General features: G+C 40.7%; 17 protein-coding genes. 14 read left to right on the forward strand and 3 right to left on the reverse strand.

From position 1 onward, the window contains the following. The first annotated feature begins 33 nt into the window (after positions 1-33). A complete protein-coding gene (locus IQ19_RS13205; protein ID WP_144542871.1) occupies positions 34-708 on the forward strand; it encodes a GntR family transcriptional regulator in 675 nt (224 codons plus the stop codon). 407 nt (positions 709-1,115) lie between these two features. Here IQ19_RS13205 and nadX read toward each other — a convergent pair whose 3' ends face one another. Next, a complete protein-coding gene (gene nadX, locus IQ19_RS13210) occupies positions 1,116-1,922 on the reverse strand; it encodes an aspartate dehydrogenase (protein ID WP_144542872.1) in 807 nt (268 codons plus the stop codon). Positions 1,923-2,583: 661 nt separating this feature from the next. Between nadX and IQ19_RS13215 the strand changes: the two genes are divergently transcribed. Further along, a complete protein-coding gene (locus IQ19_RS13215) occupies positions 2,584-4,029 on the forward strand; it encodes a hypothetical protein (protein ID WP_144542873.1) in 1,446 nt (481 codons plus the stop codon). 114 nt (positions 4,030-4,143) lie between these two features. Then, entirely contained in the window at positions 4,144-4,839 is a 696-nt protein-coding gene (locus IQ19_RS13220; RefSeq protein ID WP_242020992.1) for an NAD(P)-binding domain-containing protein, read from the forward strand. 198 nt (positions 4,840-5,037) lie between these two features. Here IQ19_RS13220 and IQ19_RS13225 read toward each other — a convergent pair whose 3' ends face one another. Both IQ19_RS13225 and IQ19_RS13230 read right to left on the reverse strand, forming a co-directional pair. Continuing rightward, on the reverse strand, positions 5,038-6,420 hold the full coding sequence (locus IQ19_RS13225; protein ID WP_144542874.1) for a hypothetical protein: 1,383 nt from the start codon (positions 6,418-6,420) through the stop codon (positions 5,038-5,040). A gap of 547 nt (positions 6,421-6,967) precedes the next feature. Then, positions 6,968-7,303 carry a hypothetical protein gene (locus IQ19_RS13230; protein ID WP_048008850.1) on the reverse strand — a complete coding sequence of 112 codons (336 nt, stop codon included), beginning with the start codon at positions 7,301-7,303 and terminating at the stop codon, positions 6,968-6,970. A gap of 544 nt (positions 7,304-7,847) precedes the next feature. Here IQ19_RS13230 and IQ19_RS13235 point away from each other — a divergent pair. The 11 genes from IQ19_RS13235 (at position 7,848) to IQ19_RS13295 (ending at position 17,425) form a co-directional block, all read left to right on the forward strand. Beyond that, entirely contained in the window at positions 7,848-8,180 is a 333-nt protein-coding gene (locus IQ19_RS13235) for a 2Fe-2S iron-sulfur cluster-binding protein (RefSeq protein ID WP_144542875.1), read from the forward strand. Between the two features lie 61 nt (positions 8,181-8,241). Further along, entirely contained in the window at positions 8,242-9,012 is a 771-nt protein-coding gene (locus IQ19_RS13240; RefSeq protein ID WP_144542876.1) for a creatininase family protein, read from the forward strand. Between the two features lie 221 nt (positions 9,013-9,233). Beyond that, positions 9,234-9,965 carry an iron-containing redox enzyme family protein gene (locus IQ19_RS13245; protein WP_053436120.1) on the forward strand — a complete coding sequence of 244 codons (732 nt, stop codon included), beginning with the start codon at positions 9,234-9,236 and terminating at the stop codon, positions 9,963-9,965. Positions 9,966-10,307: 342 nt separating this feature from the next. After that, the gene (locus IQ19_RS13255; RefSeq protein ID WP_144542877.1) at positions 10,308-11,780 is read left to right on the forward strand and encodes an aldehyde dehydrogenase family protein; all 1,473 of its coding nucleotides are present in this window, start codon (positions 10,308-10,310) and stop codon (positions 11,778-11,780) included. Positions 11,781-11,802: 22 nt separating this feature from the next. Further along, the gene (locus tag IQ19_RS13260; protein WP_144542878.1) at positions 11,803-12,282 is read left to right on the forward strand and encodes a GlcG/HbpS family heme-binding protein; all 480 of its coding nucleotides are present in this window, start codon (positions 11,803-11,805) and stop codon (positions 12,280-12,282) included. Between the two features lie 93 nt (positions 12,283-12,375). Beyond that, complete coding sequence (locus IQ19_RS13265; RefSeq protein ID WP_144542879.1) at positions 12,376-12,972, forward strand: chromate transporter; 597 nt, start codon at positions 12,376-12,378, stop codon at positions 12,970-12,972. Then, complete coding sequence (locus tag IQ19_RS13270; protein WP_144542880.1) at positions 12,969-13,499, forward strand: chromate transporter; 531 nt, start codon at positions 12,969-12,971, stop codon at positions 13,497-13,499. The genes IQ19_RS13265 and IQ19_RS13270 overlap by 4 nt, the downstream gene beginning before the upstream one ends. 39 nt (positions 13,500-13,538) lie before the next feature. Beyond that, a complete protein-coding gene (locus IQ19_RS13275; RefSeq protein ID WP_144542881.1) occupies positions 13,539-14,228 on the forward strand; it encodes a GntR family transcriptional regulator in 690 nt (229 codons plus the stop codon). 170 nt (positions 14,229-14,398) lie between these two features. Further along, complete coding sequence (locus IQ19_RS13280; protein ID WP_144542882.1) at positions 14,399-14,749, forward strand: 2Fe-2S iron-sulfur cluster-binding protein; 351 nt, start codon at positions 14,399-14,401, stop codon at positions 14,747-14,749. A gap of 550 nt (positions 14,750-15,299) precedes the next feature. Next, positions 15,300-15,770 (forward strand): RidA family protein, encoded by a 471-nt coding sequence (locus IQ19_RS13290; RefSeq protein WP_144542883.1) that lies wholly within the window; start codon positions 15,300-15,302, stop codon positions 15,768-15,770. Between the two features lie 257 nt (positions 15,771-16,027). After that, positions 16,028-17,425, forward strand: coding sequence for a M28 family peptidase (locus IQ19_RS13295; protein WP_144542884.1), 1,398 nt, complete (start codon positions 16,028-16,030; stop codon positions 17,423-17,425). Positions 17,426-17,780 lie beyond the last annotated feature (355 nt).

Consider the following 17,780-nt stretch of genomic DNA (forward strand, 5'->3'; position numbering starts at 1 on the left):
TATAAAGTATACCAAGGAGAAAGAGGGAAATTGATGGGGAATAATTGGACGGAAGATAATTTGATCTCTATTCGTGAGAGAGTTTATCTTCATATTAAAGATTTAATATTGGATGGTGAATTTAAAGCGGGAGACCGTCTAGTGGAACGGGAACTTGCTGAAAGGCTGAATATCAGCAGGACGCCAATTCGGGAAGCGCTTTTTCGCTTGGAATCCCAGGGGTTTGTCAAAACCGTACCAAGAAAAGGGGTTATCGTTGCAGATATTTCTGAAAAAGAGATAATAGAAGTATTCACGATCCTTTCTTCTCTTGAGGTTCTGGCTGCGAAACTGGCAGTGCAAAAGCTGGATGATGTGACGAAAAGCAAGTTCTCAGCAAGCATTAAAAAGGTTGAAGATTACCTGAATAATCCTGATGATGATGCTTCCGACCTTCATAGGGACTTGAATCATCTCCTATACAGCTCTGCAAAAAATGTGAAACTTTACGAAATGCTAAGTGGACTATCCGATTATATCCGGGCTTTTGCAAAGATCGGTCATAAAAATCCGGGAAGAGCAAAACAGTCAATGGAAGAGCATTTAAAAATCATGGAAGCCATAGTAAATAAAGAAATAGAAATGGCAGAATATCTGACAAAAATACATATTGAAAACTCTAAAAAAGCCTACATAGAAGCTGTTCAGCAAAGCGAAAAGAAAAAATAAGAAAGAGCAGTGCTCTTTCTTATTTTTTGATCTGACCCCTGATTACCCATATATGTACTTACACTGCAACGGTTTTCATCGTTAATCCACTTGGATTAACTCCCATATCAGGATTGACCTCTTGAAAATCGGAGGTAATGAGCTCGATTAACTCCCAAAATAGGGGTGAATGCCGTCAAATGGTCGTTAATCCACTCGATTAACGACCAAAATAGGGGTGAATGCCGTCAAATGGTCGTTAATCCACTCGATTAACTCCCAAAACAGGAGTGAATGCGGACAAATGGTCGTTAATCCATCCGATTAACTCCCAAAACAGGAGTGAGTGCCCGGAAATCGTCGTTAATCAGCTCAATTAACTCCCCATACAGGGGTGATAGGTGCTAAAATTAACAATACCCAGGTTTTTATACTCCAATCACTAAAGGTGAAGTTAAATTTTTTAAAACTTTTGCCACACTCATAGCTACAATCGGACTGGACTTAGGGTTTTGTTCATAAGGCACATTTGAAACGGATATCTCAGTTTCCCCAAAATAGCCTTTCGCTTTGATGGTATGTGTATTTGTTTGAATGGTCGGATCAGCAAAAACCTGTACTTTTGTGTTTTCAAAGCCGACTCCGGCAAGACTTAAAGCAGCTGAAACATTTACGCTTTGCGGGAATAACCTCGAGGATTCACGTGCATTGCCTTCATAAATGCATACTGGCTCGGTTAAGGTTGCTAAATCTACTTTTTCTTCTGCAATAGTACCTGCCCAGCTTCTCGGGTGTTTCCTTGTTATTAGGGTTATCTCTTCGATCTCTCCCAAAGCCCCGGCAGCGATTCGGTCCAGTCCGGCAATTGCTGCGGAAGGAACAAAGATTTGCTGGTTATATTTTTGGGCTGTTTCTTTAAGATTTTCAAAGAAATCCGTGTCACCCAACGCCCCAACAGAAAGAATTATAAGATGGCTGCCGCTTGCCAGTGCTTTCTCCCCGTACATCTGTAATGCTTGATGGCCTGCTGCTTCAATGACAATATCTAAATCCCCATTAAAAAACTCTTCTTCATTTGCAGTAAAACCAAAAGTTTGCTGAGATGCTTCCATAAATTCTGTTTTTCTTCTAACAAGTACTGTTTTTAATTCAATATTGCCGGCCTGGCCTCCCTTTATTAACTCTGCAATACTTTTTCCCAGTGTACCATAACCGATGATTCCAGCTTTTAGCATATCGGACACTCCTTATTTAATGTATTTTATTTATATGGTGAAAGCTCTGTTAAATTTGTCTTTTGATTTCCGCTAAAGGTACGCAGCGATCGCGGGCTGCCCGGGAGGCTCCTCGGGGAGAGCGACTGGGGGTCTTTGTTGGTATACGATATATTATATACAAATTTAACCTTGATTTTACCGAAATGGAGATAAAAACGCAAGGGATTTTCAAGAATATGCTAAAACATCTAAATTTTCAAAATTATTTGCACAATAGCTATTTTTAGTGTTATTATAGTATACAAGTTATTAATAGTGGCAATGGGAGGTGATTATCCGGTAGGGTCTTACCAGTCTCAAAGAGTTGGATTAAAAAGGGTAGATAAAAGAAAGTTGAAATCATTATATTAGTTGTTGAGTAGAAGAAATTTTCATGATTTAATCTGGAGAATGCAACATGTTTTTTTAACGTATTTGGTATACAATCCACCAAATGCAGTGTGCTATTTGGTAAAAAATTCTTAACCTCCTGGTCATTTTTCAATTTATGAGAATGAGGTATACATAGACAGCTAGAACGAGCATAATTATTGCCTCTTCCCAATTTGCATCATTGAAACAAAGAACTGCTTTACTTAAATAGAGAGTTACATTTCATACTTAATATGGAGGGGAATATATGGAATTAACATTTGCTCATTGGGTATATGCCATTGTTACTGTGTCAGTTATTGGAACGATGCTTTTTAGGAGAGGCGTCGTGCTGCCTGTTATCATCGGAACCTTCTTGGTGGCAGTCGTGTATAAAGGCAATCTGATATCAGGTTTCCAGGCCGTATTTAACGCAAATCTCCTCGCCGCAAAAGAGCTTTTTAGCATATTCTTAATCATTTCCCTCATGATTGCTCTGCTAAATTCTCTGAAAGACCTGGGAGCTGATAAGAAGCTAATTGGTCCGATTGAAAAAATTATGGTAAATGGGCATGTTTCGTACTTTGTTTTAATGATTACAACATACGTCATTTCCCTTTTTTTCTGGCCAACTCCTGCAGTTCCGCTTATTTGCGCCTTGCTGGTCCCTGCAGCGGTGCGTGCAGGGCTGCCGGTCATGACGGCGGCGATGGTCATTGTCATCGCAGGCCAGGGTATGGCTCTTTCTTCCGATTATATTATGCAAGTAGCCCCGATGCTAAGTGCCAAAGCAGCTGGCATTGATAAAGTTTTAGTTGCTGATAAAACGTTAGTTCTTTCATTGATTACTGGAGTAAGTGCACTCGCATATATCTATTTTGCGCATAGAAAATCAATCGTCAAGAATGATAACCCTGAAACCGTGCTTAATCCTGATGATGCCGCTTTTTTTGGTGTAGCCAATGAACTTGCTGCAACAGCTGAAGAAAGCGCTGAAGCAACCCAGAGAAAAAATACATGGGGTAAAGTATTTGCGATTTTAGTTCCATTATCCATGCTGGCCGTTATGATTTATATGTTCCAATCAAAGTTAACTGGTGCAGCAGGTTTTGAAGGAACAGATGGAGCTGCATTTATCGGAGGGGTGGCAACGCTCCTATTGGTTCTCGCGACCATTGCATTCAACCGCATTCATGCTTTGGATAAGATTAGCGACCATCTGACAGAAGGTTTTGTGTTTGCTTTTAGGGCTATGGCTCCGGTAATTCCGATTGCAGGCTTCTTCTTTATGGGAAGTGCAGACTTTACGGGCACGATCCTATCACTGGATGAAAGCGCTGTCAAACCGGCGTTTCTGTTTGATATGATTCAGGCAGGACAATCTTATATTCCTGAAAATGCGTTTATTGCGGGGTTTGGTATTTTAATAGTGGGTCTCATCACTGGATTGGACGGTTCAGGATTTTCAGGCCTGCCGTTAACAGGTGCATTATCTGGCGCATTAGCAAATGGAAGCGGCATCGATCCTTCCACACTGGCAGCGATTGGACAAATGGGTGCCATTTGGGGAGGGGGAACCATTGTAGCGTGGTCATCCCTTGTGGCAGTAGCAGGATTTCTGCAGCTTTCTCCGCTGGAATTGGCCAGAAAAAACTTTATACCAGTTATCACCAGCCTATTCCTTGCAACTTTAATTGGAATATTAATCTGGTAAAAGAATAATCAGCATGCTTGAAAAATAGAGGGCTATCCTGCAAAGTTAGAAATAAACTAACTGAAGGGATGCCCTTTTTATAATTAAAATGATTAGCAGATAAGGAGTGATCTGGTGAAGAACCTTAAGGTAGCCTTAGCGGGCATTGGAAAATTAGGTTCTGCTATGATGGCGCATTGGAATAAATTAAATATCAAAATAGGTGTCTATCATCCAAGCAGGACGAAAGCAGAACAATTTATTCAGCGTTTTCCAAACGGTCATTTATTAACGGAACAGGATCTGAGAGAGGTGGATATCCTCATATTGGCTTTGCCGGCCGGCAAGGTGATTCCCTTTATGGAAAACAGGTTAGCTGAAGGAAATTCTTCTTCGGTTAGCTTTATCAATATGGCTACTGCCCTGCCTACAAAAGAAATCAAGGGGAAATTTCCATCTTACAAGGTATATGGCCTAAAATATATGGGACATTCAAGAGATTTATTGGAACACGGAAATGGATTGTTTATTACCGAGGATCATTTGCCGGATACAGTAATGGAACTTTGCAAACCATTGGGCCAAATCATAAAAGATAGGGAAGAAAGGTTAGTCAAAATTAACAAACTGGCTACCTATTATGCAGTTAGAACAGCTGTAGAAATCGAAAATGACTTCACTAAAAAAGGCTACCCTCCCGCTTATATAAAAAGAGCACTCACATCACTCGCGCCTGAAGTCATCCGCTCCTATAGCGAAGGCAATTTGGGTCATTTTGCACAAGAGATTGTGAGAGAAATAAAAGAAAACAGTGAAAAAGATGCTGATTAGCTACATCAGCATCTTTTTTTTACCTATGGAGCAATTATGTTGAGCCTTGTTTTCGGATTTATCAACGAAAACCAGGCATATATCAACGAAATCACAGATATATCAACGAAATCCATCAATATATCAACGAAAATTCATTTTTATCGGCCAAATCGATAAAAATCCCCCTGCGTCTGGCAGCGGGGACCTGGAAATCTATTAATTTAACAGTCTTTCTAATAAGAACAAATACAGCATAACACAAGCAACATATACAGCTGCAAATGGTATATTCCAGTTGGACACTTTATAGGAATTGACTTTAATAATGTTTGACATAAGGCCCAGCGTAGCATTATAAGGACCTACTAAAAAGGAGGAAACTGCTCCTGACAGCATCGCGACTGTCAAAATGTGCGGAGAGATTCCGATTGCATCCGGGTTGACGCCTTCAATCATTAAAGCAAGTGATACGGCAGGGTGAAGGCCCAAAAAGGCCAGTCCCAAAGGAATGAGAGGCAGGATAATCAGAAAAACTTCCACACCTGCAACGTCAATAAAAGCTGCTATCCATCCATACAAGGTTTCATTGAAATTGGAAAAATTAATAGCTGAAATGAAAAATCCGGTAGATAGAAAGATGAAGAATTGATCCTTCATGCTCATTGAAAAAGTTTGAAGGTGTTCAATCAGCTGATTGCCAAATTCTTTTCCTTTTTTCAGGAAGAGGGACCAGCTAAACGCAAATGGAATGACAATCAATGAGACAAGAATTAAGAACGGCAATGAGAATTGTTTTTCTGCAAGGGAAACAATAAGATTAAAAATAGCGATTGCCACGAGAATTTGAAAAACCCGACCAGGCCGCCCTGCATAGCCTGTTTCCAGAGCTGCTGCCGTTTCATGTACGGATTCCCCAGGGTGTGGGATGGCCATCCTTTGGGATTTACGGGAACCAATAAACCAATCCAAACCTAAACCCAACACGCTTAACGGAATGACATAGGGAAGGATGGATCCCCAGCTAACTCCTGTCATCGTAATCACAATCCCAACAATGGGTGTAACAGGAGCCCATAATAAAGGCATGGCAAAGCCTCTCGAGATCGCCCTGCTCATAAACCGTTCCTTGTTCCGGACCGGAAAGCTTGCCAACGCAGGACGTATGGAATAATACGTCATGGGAAGGGTTGCAAGATTCATGAAAATGCTGAAAAAGTAAGAAATTCCTGAAGTCATCATATATAAATGGCCTGAAGTCTTTACTTTTTTCTGAATAATCGCCTGTATCCCCTCGCCATATCTCCCAATCTTAATGGGTATCCCCAGGATTGGAATTAATGTAAACATGGTAAGCAGGTCAAGCATCGGTCCAAAAGCAAGGATATAATTTTGCCACTGAGAGCCGCTTGTCCAAAGCAGCAAAACCCCTAGCCCGAGGAAAATGCCCCCCAGTATTTGAACGAATCTCTTGGCAAGCCTGAATGTTAAAACAACAATAATGAAGCATAATATGGAGAGGAGGGGACCGATCTCCCATTCAGACATCAGAGTGGACAGCAAATATAGGCTAATCACAGATAAAAATAAAACTCTCAGCATTTCAGACACCCTCACAATCATTAATAATCCTTTTTCTAATAATATCGTAAATAAATTCCTTTTTGATAAAGGATGCGAAAAAAAGATTTTGTTTTACGTAAAAATTGTATACCAAAATGATTATTTTGAGTGTTTAATTCACCAATTTGCCATAAACTAATTAAAAACATGGTATTTGGTATACAATTTTGTTGTAAATCATTAAAACCCGTAATATAATAATAATAACAGGAAAGATAAATAAAGGAGGAACCCCAAATGTTCAACTTTCTATTTGGTTCTAAATATGCAATTGAAAAATCCGAAAGAAAATTAGCACGATTGAGAAAGACATTAAAGTTTTAACCAGGCCGCCATTCTTTGGCGGTTTTTTTGCACTACCAGAAACTGATAAAAACTTTTTTAACCGGAAAAATTTTTTAATTGGTGGCTGTTAAGCTTGAGTGTTGATAACACAGCCTTTTTTTAATAAATTCCCTTCCTGAACAACAAACCCGGAAGAAGAGAAGCTTCCTCCGGGTTCAATATCTTCTTATTAACAGAAGGTTTATACAGCTACTTCATCAGACTTAACAAGCTTGGAGTGGATTGAATCCTCGCTATTGCCTGAAGCTTTTACAATCTCATCTAATTCTTCACGGGCTGCTTCAAGGGTTTCAAATCGTTCAAAAAATTTAACACCAATATGGTTCACATATTCTTTTCCTTCATATTCTTCAAAAAGCTGGATTTTCATATTCTCATCCAAAACCTCTGCAATTGTATACTTTGCCTTTAACTTATCGAAAAAATAGAAATGATAGGTTTCAACCGGCTTTAGGCCCTCATTCTCAAGAATCGTTTGGAAGGTATCTTTATTTGTTAAAACAATATATTTCCCCATATTAAACACTCCTTTAATATTTTTGATTGTTCTAGATCAGGTGAAAAGTATGTCCTTCAAAATATGTAAGGTTCGTGCATATCTCCTCCAATCTGGAATATTGTATACCATTAGCTTACATGTATTTTATAACAAGGAGAAGAAATGTTCAATGATATATTCTAAATTTTTTAATAATTCGGTTAAAATAATAGAATTTTACATAAAGGCTGTGATAATGCAAATTATCTTATAGTACGTGTTGGTTGGAGCAGAAGGTGCGAGACTCCTGCGGGAGAAGTGGGATAGGTGAGACCCCACAGGCGCATTTCGCCGAGGAGGCTCACCGCCCGCCCCGCGGAAAGCGAGCATCCTGAAGTGGAAATCAACACCCCCGTTAACAGGTGTCCTTCAAAAATGTTTGCGACATAAGATAAAGACTATATACATTTTTCGGAAGATTCTGCAAAAAAATTAAAAAATCTTATTTGCCAATCTTCCAGAAAGGTTGTATACTCTTGGGAAAGTATCTAAATTTTTAGAATAAACTGAAAGGGGTAATGATATGCCAAAGGTTACTCTCCATGTTGATGGGAAGAAAGTGGAACAGCAAGTAAAAGATAATGCTAATTTAGTAGTATTAGCAGGGATCCGCCAATTACCTGAGTTAAAGTATGGCTGCGGAATGGGAAGATGTACAAAGTGTACTTGCGTTGTTATTAGCGGGGGAGAAGATTTAGCACCGCCTAACTGGAAAGAGGAAAAAATGCTAGGTGATAAGGTGAATGAGGGCTACAGATTAACTTGCCAATTAACAATTCAGAAGGATATTGAAATATCCCAGGAAAATATCTCTGTAAAGCCTCCAAAGAAGACAACAGCAGCCATTACGAAATAGTTTTTTATTTTTTAATTTTTACTGGTATACAAAATACCTTAGAGTAGCGGGTGATTTTTAAATGAATTGTTATGATCTAACGAAAATGACTTGGAAAGAAGTAGAAGAGTCATTAGAAACAGTTGAATTTGCAATCATTCCAGTCGGTGCGCATGAACAGCATGGGCCACATATGGCTGAAAGCTGTGATGCAGTGCTTGCGGAGAAGATGGCAATAAAGCTGGGAGAAAGAATGTTTCCATATACCATTGTGACTCCAGTTGTGAATATGGGCGTTTCCGAGCATCACATACATTTTCCTGGAACAATCGCTCTGCAGCCAGCTACCTTGATTGCTGTTTTGAAAGACATGGTTTCATCATTGAAGCAGCATGGCATTAAGAAGTTTCTCTTTCTGAATTCGCATGGAGGCAACCAATCTACATTGAATCTTGCCGCCATGACGATTACAAAAGAATTGGATGTTGAAGTCTATTATGCAAAAACAACCGCATCAGCCAAGGAGTCAATTGGGAAATTTGTTAAATCGCCTCTTTTTGGCCACAGCTGTGAGCGGGAAGTTTCCGAAGCTTTGTACCTGGCACCTGAACTGGTCAGAACCGAACTTTTAGAAAAAGGCGATATCCGAGAAGATGGAAGGTGGAAAAGGCTGCGGCCTGGCAAAGCCGTCCAGGGGTTCTATTTCTATGAAGAAATGACCCAAAACGGGTGTATTGGAGATGGCAGACAGGGCAGCAGGGAAATCGGTAAGCAGATTGTAGAAGAAGCCTTAAAGAATCTTACTGAAGAACTTTCCGAGCTGCTTGATCTCAAAGCGGAATTGCTCTATTAATTCTAGTGTCTAAAAGAAATGTTAATTAATCTTTAAAAAATTCTAAAAATTATGTTTACAAGTGAAAAAGAATAGGTTATTATTCAATTAAGGTATACCAAAGACCAAAAAATAAGAAGAATAGAGGTTGTTAATCAGCAACCTATTATTTTTTTAAAAGTTTTGGTATACAAAATATCAAATGCCAATAGACTACATAAAAATCGAGGAGGAGTTTACACATGCCAGAATTATTATCAAAAGATGAATTTCGCAAAGAACTAGAGGAAGCGATTAAAGGAAATCATAGCCAGAAAGCTCCATTTACAGTAGCTTGGGCTGAAGGGAAGCTTGAAAGAAAGCACTTTGCAAGATGGGCTGAAAACCATTACCACTATGTTGGACCTTTCGCAGATTACTTAGCGTATATCTATCACAACACTCCAACCGATCCAAAATTCGAAGCAGCAAAAGACTTCACACTTCAGAATATGTATGAAGAAGAAATTGCTGCTGACCGTCATACAGACTTGCTGATTCGCTTCGCAGAAGCTTGCGGAACAACTCGCGAACGTGTAATCGATCCTGAAAATATGGCTCCAACAACATTAGGCCTGCAAAGCTGGTGCTACGCCGTGGCTGCCCGTGAAAACTTCGTTGTTGCGACAGCTGCTCTAGTTGTTGGCCTTGAGTCGCAAGTTCCTGATATCTATCGTAAACAAACTCCTGCTCTACGTGCACAATATGGATTTACAGATGAAGAAATCGAATTCTTTGATCTTCATATCGTATCCGATGAAATCCATGGAGAACGCGGCTATAAGATCGTTTTAGATCATGCAGATACGCCAGAATTGCAGCAGCGCTGCCTTGAAGTTGTCCGCACAGGAGCAAAAATGCGCCGTATGTACATGGATGGCCTATGGAGAGAGTACCTGGAACAGGATTTGGGATCTTTAGTAGAAGCAAAATAATTAATGAAAGTGTTGGCTGTATGAAAGCCAAATGGTGATTTAGCACCCTGTTGATTGGAGCGGAAGGCGCGAGACTCCAGCGGGAGGAGTGGGACAGGTGAGACCCCACAGGCGCGTAGCGGCGAGGAGGCTCACCGCCCGCCCCGCGGAAAACGAGCTCCTGGATCGGAAATCAACAGGCCAAATTTACCAGAGCTAAATAACAAAAAAAGACTCATTCAAATTGAAGAATTTTCAATTCCAGGCCGTCACACTAAATCTTGTCAATCGAGGTCTAAGTGGCGGCTATTTCTATAATCAGTGAATTTGGCGCAGTAAAGGGAGAAATAAACAGAAAGTAAGGTGATCGTTTTGATTACAACAAAAGTAGAAACTTTTAATAATTTCATTAATGGAGAATGGCAGGAGTCGGCCAGCCAAAAGAAGTTTTATAGCGTAAATCCTGCTAACACCGAAGACGTTGTTGGCGTTTTTCAGGCATCCAATGAAACGGATGTCAAACAGGCGATCGAAGCGGCAAGTGCTGCTTTTCCAGAATGGGCGCAAACAGCCCCATCCAAGCGGGCGGCTATTTTAAACAAAGCTGCTGCCATTCTGGAGGAAAATGCGGCCCAATATGCGGAAGAACTGTCAAGGGAAGAAGGAAAACATGTTAATGATGCTAAAAATGAAGTGCTGAGATCAGCACAGACCCTTCGCTATTATGCGGTTGAAGGGCAAAGCTTCACAGGTGAAACCTTCCCGAATGATGATCCGAATATGAAAGTATCAACAGAAAGAGAACCACTGGGGGTTGTGAGTGTGATTACACCTTGGAACTTCCCTATTTCCATTGCTGCCAGAAAAATCGCTCCAGCTTTAATTACAGGAAATACAGTTGTCTTTAAACCTTCTTCAGATACCCCGCTAATTGCTGTTCGGCTTGTTGAAGCATTGCATCAGGCTGGTATACCAAAAGGTGTCCTGAATTTTGTTACAGGAAAGGCATCAGATGTAGGGGATCCATTAGTCACTCATCCTGCTGTTAAAGCTGTTACCTTTACTGGATCAACCGCTGCAGGCGAGGACATCCATCGTAAGTGCTCCTTCACCACTCGCACTCAAATGGAACTTGGCGGAAAAAATCCCCTTGTTGTTATGGATGATGCTGATTTGGACCTTGCCGCCACTTTAACCGTGAATGGCGGATTTTCCCTTACAGGGCAAGCATGTACGGGAACAAGCAGAGTCATCGTTATGAAAGAAGTAAAAGAAGCTTTCGTCCAAAAACTGATTGAAAAAACAAGCGCTCTCAAAATTGGAAACGGTTTTGAAGAAGGAGTTAAAATCGGCCCGCTGGCTAATGAAAAGCAATTAAAAAATGTGTTGAAGTATATTGAGTTCGGCAAAGAAGACGGAGCCGATCTTGTATATGGCGGCGAACATTTAACCACTGGGGCATACGAAAAGGGATTCTTTGTTTCACCAGCCATTTTCACCAATGTAAAACCGAATCACCGCATTGCCAAGGAAGAAATTTTTGGTCCGGTGATTGCCGTGATTGAAGTGGATACATATGAAGAAGCCATAGCGATTGCGAATGACGTTGACTATGGATTGTCCGCTTCCATTGTGACCAACAACTTGAAAGTGGCTAACCAGTTCACAAAAGATATTCAGGCAGGGACGGTAAAAGTGAACAGGACAACAACTGGCAACTTGATCAATGCTCCGTTTGGAGGGTTGAAACAATCCAGCACGGCTACCTTCCGTGAATCCGGCAGAGTAGGCCTTGAATTCTTCACACAAGTAAAAACCGTTTATATCGGCTATTAAATAGACAGAAGGAGAATGGAATATGAAAACAGCCCTTAAATTGGAGTTAGAAGAATCAAAATTAATGATAGAAGCAGCGAAGGAAAAATCAGCAGAAATTAATGTTCTTGAAACAATTGCGATTGTAGATGATGGAGGAAGCCTGCTTGCTCTTGAAAGGATGAACGGAGCAAGAATCACAGGCCCTGAAATTGCCATTGCTAAAGCCTATACAGCTTCAGGCCATAAACGTTCGACTCATTTATTTAATAAAGAGCCAAACGGCCCGGCGCTTCCTGGCAATGAAGCGTTCGGCATTCAGCATATGCTTAACGGCAAGTTTGCTGTGTTTGTTGGGGGTTTCCCTATTGTTGTAAATGGTGAAGTAGTTGGGGGCATTGGCATCAGCGGCGGAAATGGCGAGCAGGATACGGCTGTTGGCACTGCAGCTTTGAAAGCTCTTCAATCCTATTTGGAGAAGGATGGATATGAAGTCGTAACAGAAGCAGACATTAAAAAATAATAGAAAGGGACCTCTTTCGTTATAAAAATAATAGCGAAATGAGGTCCTTATTCAGTCAAAAGAGTTATAGAAACATTAGAGAGGGAGGATCGCATGAAACCTTATCTTGAATTGGCGATTGGATTTGCCCGCACCGGTGTGACAGGGTATGGAGGAGGTCCTTCGACAATACCGCTGATCGAATATGAGGCGGTTAAAAAATATAAATGGATGAGTGAGGAAGAATTTGGGGAGATTTTAGCTTTAGCCAATACGATGCCAGGGCCTATTGCAACAAAAATGGCAGCTTATATTGGCTTTAAAGTAAAAGGAGGGCTTGGGGCGACCGTAGCAATCCTTACGCATATCCTGCCATCCATCATTGCCATGCTTGGCTTGCTGGGTGTACTTTACTCGTTCCGCCAATCGCCCATCGTAAGCGGGATGGTCCAAGGCGTAACGCCTGTTATCGGCTTTATGCTTGCGGAAATGGCCTACCGGTTTTTCCAAAAAGGCAGCAAGGGACTGGGCATGACCAAAACACTATTGCTCGCGGCGGTATCATTAATCTTTGTCCAGTTTATGGAGTGGCATCCGGGGATATTGATTGCGGCTGTCCTGATTTCAGCCTTTTATATTGCGCATCGGAAAGAAAAGGCTGAAAAGAGTGCTAATGAAGAATTCATTCCAGTAAGGGAGAAAAGCTCATGATCTATTGGGATATTTTCTGGGCGTTTTTTATGGCGAATTTACTAGGCTACGGAGGCGGACCGGCAACCATACCGCTGATTCAGATTGAAGTGGTAAACAACAATGGGTGGATGACACTATCTGAGTTTGGCGATGTACTTGCTATAGCGAATGCTCTGCCGGGTCCCATCGCCACAAAAATGGCAGGCTTTATCGGGTACGAATTAGGCGGGGTTTTAGGAGCGGTTATCGCTCTTGCAACAACCATTCTTCCATCCGCTTTGGCAGTCATTTTGTTGTTTAAGTTTGTTAACTTATTTAAAGACTCGCCTAAGGTCAAACTTATGACGAAGTCCGTGCAGCCGATCATTGCTGTCCTGCTGGCTGTCATGGCATACCAATTCTTTTTAACAGCCTTCGAAAACAGCGGCGTTCTTCATCTTGTGCTGCTTGCAGCTGTCAGCTATTTAACATTAATCAAGTTTAAGGTACATCCTTCACTCGTCATTTTTGGCGCATTGTTTTATGGAGGGATTTTCTTATCTTAATCTCTATCGGTCTATAAAAAAATAATAGCAGGTGGAAAAATGGAGAAAATATGGGAGGAAAATCAACTAATATCAATACGCGAACATGCTTATCTGTACTTAAAAAAGCTTATTTTAGAAGGGGAGTACCAGGCTGGCGACCGTCTAGTTGAGAGAGAGCTGGCTGCCAAGCTGAACATAAGCCGCACCCCGATCCGCGAGGCTTTGTTCCGGCTTGAATCACAAGGCTTTGTGAAAACCGTCCCAAGAAAAGGAGTTGTTATTTCCAATATTTCAGAAGATGAAGTATTGGAAGTATTTACGATACTTTCATCCCTGGAAGTTCTTGCTGTCAAATTGGCAGCTCAAAGAATGGATAGGGAAACACAAAAAGAATTAGATCAAAAAATCCAGGAACTTATGGAATTGGACGGACAGGCTGAAGAGAATTTTAACTCTGAACATATTCACATGAACCAGCTCATTAATAAAGCATCCAAAAGTCCGAAACTTTATGAAATTCTTTCTGGCCTTATCGATTTTATTCATATGGCTGCCAATATGGGTTATGAAACACCAGGCAGAAGAAAGGACTCATTAAAGGAACACATTGACATTATGAAGGCATTGCGCGACAGAGAGAGTGAAATAGCTGAGTACTTGATGAGAATTCATATTGAAAATTCCAAGAAAGCATATATAGCTTATATGGATCGGATTAAAAAGAAGTTTAATAGTCAAAAGGTATAAACAGGCCGCTACATTTAAGCAGCCTGTTTTCATATCTAAAAGGTAGTTCCTCAATAATCAGATTCTAGCGAAGGAAAAAAATGAAGTTATTTAAAAGTTTTATATTGTCTGAAAATTAAATATATGGTATATTGTATACCAAGAGGAAGAATTAAAGGAGGAAGTCAACTATGCCAAAGATTAATTTTATTAATAGCAATAAACAGTTAGAGGTACCTGAAGATTCAAATATTTTAAGAATGTCACTCCGCTATGATGGAGAGCTTCCAAATCGCTGCGGAGGCGGTATTTGCGGCAATTGTGTTTTTAAAGCAGAAGAAGGATCCGAATACCTGGATAATGTCAAAGTTCAGGAACGAAGAAAACTAGGAGAAGAGTGGCTCAGCAAAGGCTATCGCTTAGGATGCCAAACTTTCGTAACAAACGGGGATATCTCCATTTCATGGGATGATCAAGTCACAGACGTGGTGAAGAAAAGAAAGCCGGATAAATTAAAGCCGACAGTATCTGCAAGCAACTGATCATCAGCATTTCAAACTGTAATGGACGAATATTAGCGGCATCGCCCACTACGGATTGAAAGAGTATAAAAGAATCTTAATACGAGGCTTGTTAGACGCAAAATTGATTATAGCACTCTGTTGATTGGAGTGGAAGGCACTAATCCCGCGAAAATGCATTCGTATTTTCTTCGTGCGGTGTTTACTCGGGGAAGCTTTCAATGTCCTGCGGGAGGAGCGAGTCAAAGGGAGACCCCGCAGGGCGCAAGCGCCGAGGAGGCTCCCGGACCGCCCACGGTTCGCTGAGCGCCTGGAACGGAAATCAACAGACAAGCTTAAAAGCTCTAAATTAAATATAAGAGGGTGAAATTATGTGGGTTTGCAACAGTCATCTAAAGGAAGTCATGATGCTATTAGAAACGCCTCATATCAGAAAAGCTCCATATCAAATCAAATGCTCGCTGTGTGAAAATCATGCTTTTGCCAAAGTCTATTATACTCACCGCTCTTTCAAGTTCACTAAAAAACTATATTCTTCATTAAAACAAAGTGTTTCCCAGGAGGCTTAGAAATGGAAGGGTTAAAAAAGGGGATTGAAGAAAGACTGGAAGAGTTAAATATACAGCTTCCTGTTCTGGTTGATATTAAGATGCCCTTTGAATCGGGTGTCATCTCAGGAAATACGGTATTCTTATCCGGACAAACGCCAAGAGTAAATGGCGCTCAGAAGTACACCGGGACTGTTGGAGCAGACATCAGCATTGAAGAAGCGCAGGAAGCTGCGAGAATTTGTACGTTAAATTTGCTGGCAGCCCTTAAAGGAATCATTGGAGATTTAAATAAAGTCAAAAGAATTATCAAAATGGATGGTTATGTTGCTGCAACAAGCGATTTTAAAGAACATCCTGCCGTCATTAATGCCGCCTCTGACCTGCTGCACGACATTTTCGGGAAAGAAAAAGGACATGCACGCAAAGCAGTGGGAATGGCTTCCCTGCCTGGAGGGGCTCCGGTGGAAATTGAAATGATCGTTGAAATTTAATAACTTTAATATCCTTTTTATGGGCTGCTCAATTGCATGAGCAGCTTTTTTATTTGCGAATCCATTCACAATATGGAAATTCTACGAAAAAATAAAAACAAGGACAAAGTCTCATCTAAAAATTCTCTTTCCAAGTAATCTGCTAGAAAAATGTCTTTATACCTACAAAAAATAGGATAATATTACCTTTTCAATATTTTCTAAATATTTTAATATTTTCCTGGTAATAACTATTTTACTATTTTAGGAGGAAATATATGAAAAAGAAACCAATTTTAACAATTGCTTTAGCTGCAGGATTAGCGGTAAGTTCACTGGGGGCACAAGTATACGCAAAACCTGTCGATTTACAGCAGGTTCAGCCTTTCAATGTGTTCGATAACAAGGTCGTAAACAATATTAATGTTGATAATATATATAATAATATAGAATATCTATCACGGACTCCGCGTGTAGCCGGAACGGTAGAAGAGCAAAATGCAATTAAATATGTGAAAGAGCAATTTGAATCTTATGGCTATGAGACCAAACTCCAGGAATTCCAGTTTTATGGCTACACGGCGCCAACTACTGTTGAATTAAGCGTTGACGGATATGAAGGGAATCTGGAACCTAAATCCTTTACATATGGCATGGATGGAGATGTAACGGGTGAATTGGTGTTCATTGGTTTGGGGACAAAAGCGGAAGTCGAGGGGCTGGATTTAACTGGAAAAATTGCCCTTGTTGAGCGAGGTGCCATCTCATTTGCTGATAAGGTTTTAAACGCTGCAGCTCAAGGTGCTGAAGGTGTCATTATTTTTAACAATGCAGATGGAGTAATTAATGGCACTCTTGGTGGACCAAATGATGCCTATGTTCCTGTTGTTTCTATTACAAGGGACGCTGGACAAGCTATTTTGGCAGATTTAAATAACGGGGAGACTTTAACAGCAACTGTTAATATCGAGGGTGCTGAAGGCGGAATCAGAACTTCACACAACGTAATTGCTACAAAGGCGTCAACAAACAAAAATAAAGGGACAAATGATATCGTCGCAATCGGTGCTCATCATGATTCTGTTCCAGGTGCACCAGGCGCGAACGACGATGCATCCGGCACATCCATGACACTCGAACTTGCACGTATATTAAAAGATCTTCCTACTGATAAAGAGCTCCGGTTCATGACATTTGGTGCAGAAGAGCTTGGATTGATCGGGTCCCGCTATTATGCAAGCCAGCTTTCTGAAGAAGAAAAGAAGCGATTTGTAGGCTACTTTAATCTTGATATGGTGGGCAGCCGTGATGCTGGCGACCTCGTTATAAATACAGTGGATGGAAATGATAACGTCGTTTCAAGTCATGCACAGGCATCTAGTGCCCGCTTAAACGGTGAACCAACTCCGATTCAGCCTGGCAGAAGCAGTGACCATGTTTCATTCTATGAAGTTGGGATTCCTTCAGCTTCCTTTATCCATAGAGCCCTGGAGCCTTGGTATCACACTCCGGAAGATACAATTGATAAAATCAGCAAGGAAAAGCTGCAAGACGTTGCTGAAATTGTAGGAACGGCTGTATATGATCTTGTCCGTCCTGAAAACCATGGGCCAGAAGCGGTGAAAGGCAAGGAGCAAAAAGTTCCTCATCTTTATCACGAGCAGGACATCCAATAATTCTTATATTAAACCAGGAGCTTCCCGAAAAAGGAGGTTACCTGGTTTTTTCATTAAAAGCTTCTTGAATATGAAATTTTGACCAAACTCGCTGTGAGCACAGCAGTGGAAAATTTATATGGATGTTTTCATAAGATAAAATGATCATTACTCAGATTGCTTTTGGCTGTTGACCAGGGAGCGCGAAATTCTTTTCTCTGGAGAGGGTTAGATTTTTCCCTAATAACCGTGATGGAATGAAATAATTAATAAATTTGGAGGGTCTGCTGGATGTTGGCTGTTAAGCTGGAGAGCAGCCTTTTTAATATTTTAAGATAAGAAAAAAAGGGTTCTATTTATTTTTACCGAATTAAGT

It is taken from the genome of Cytobacillus oceanisediminis, assembly GCF_007830235.1.
GTDB lineage: Bacteria > Bacillota > Bacilli > Bacillales > Cytobacillaceae > Cytobacillus > Cytobacillus oceanisediminis.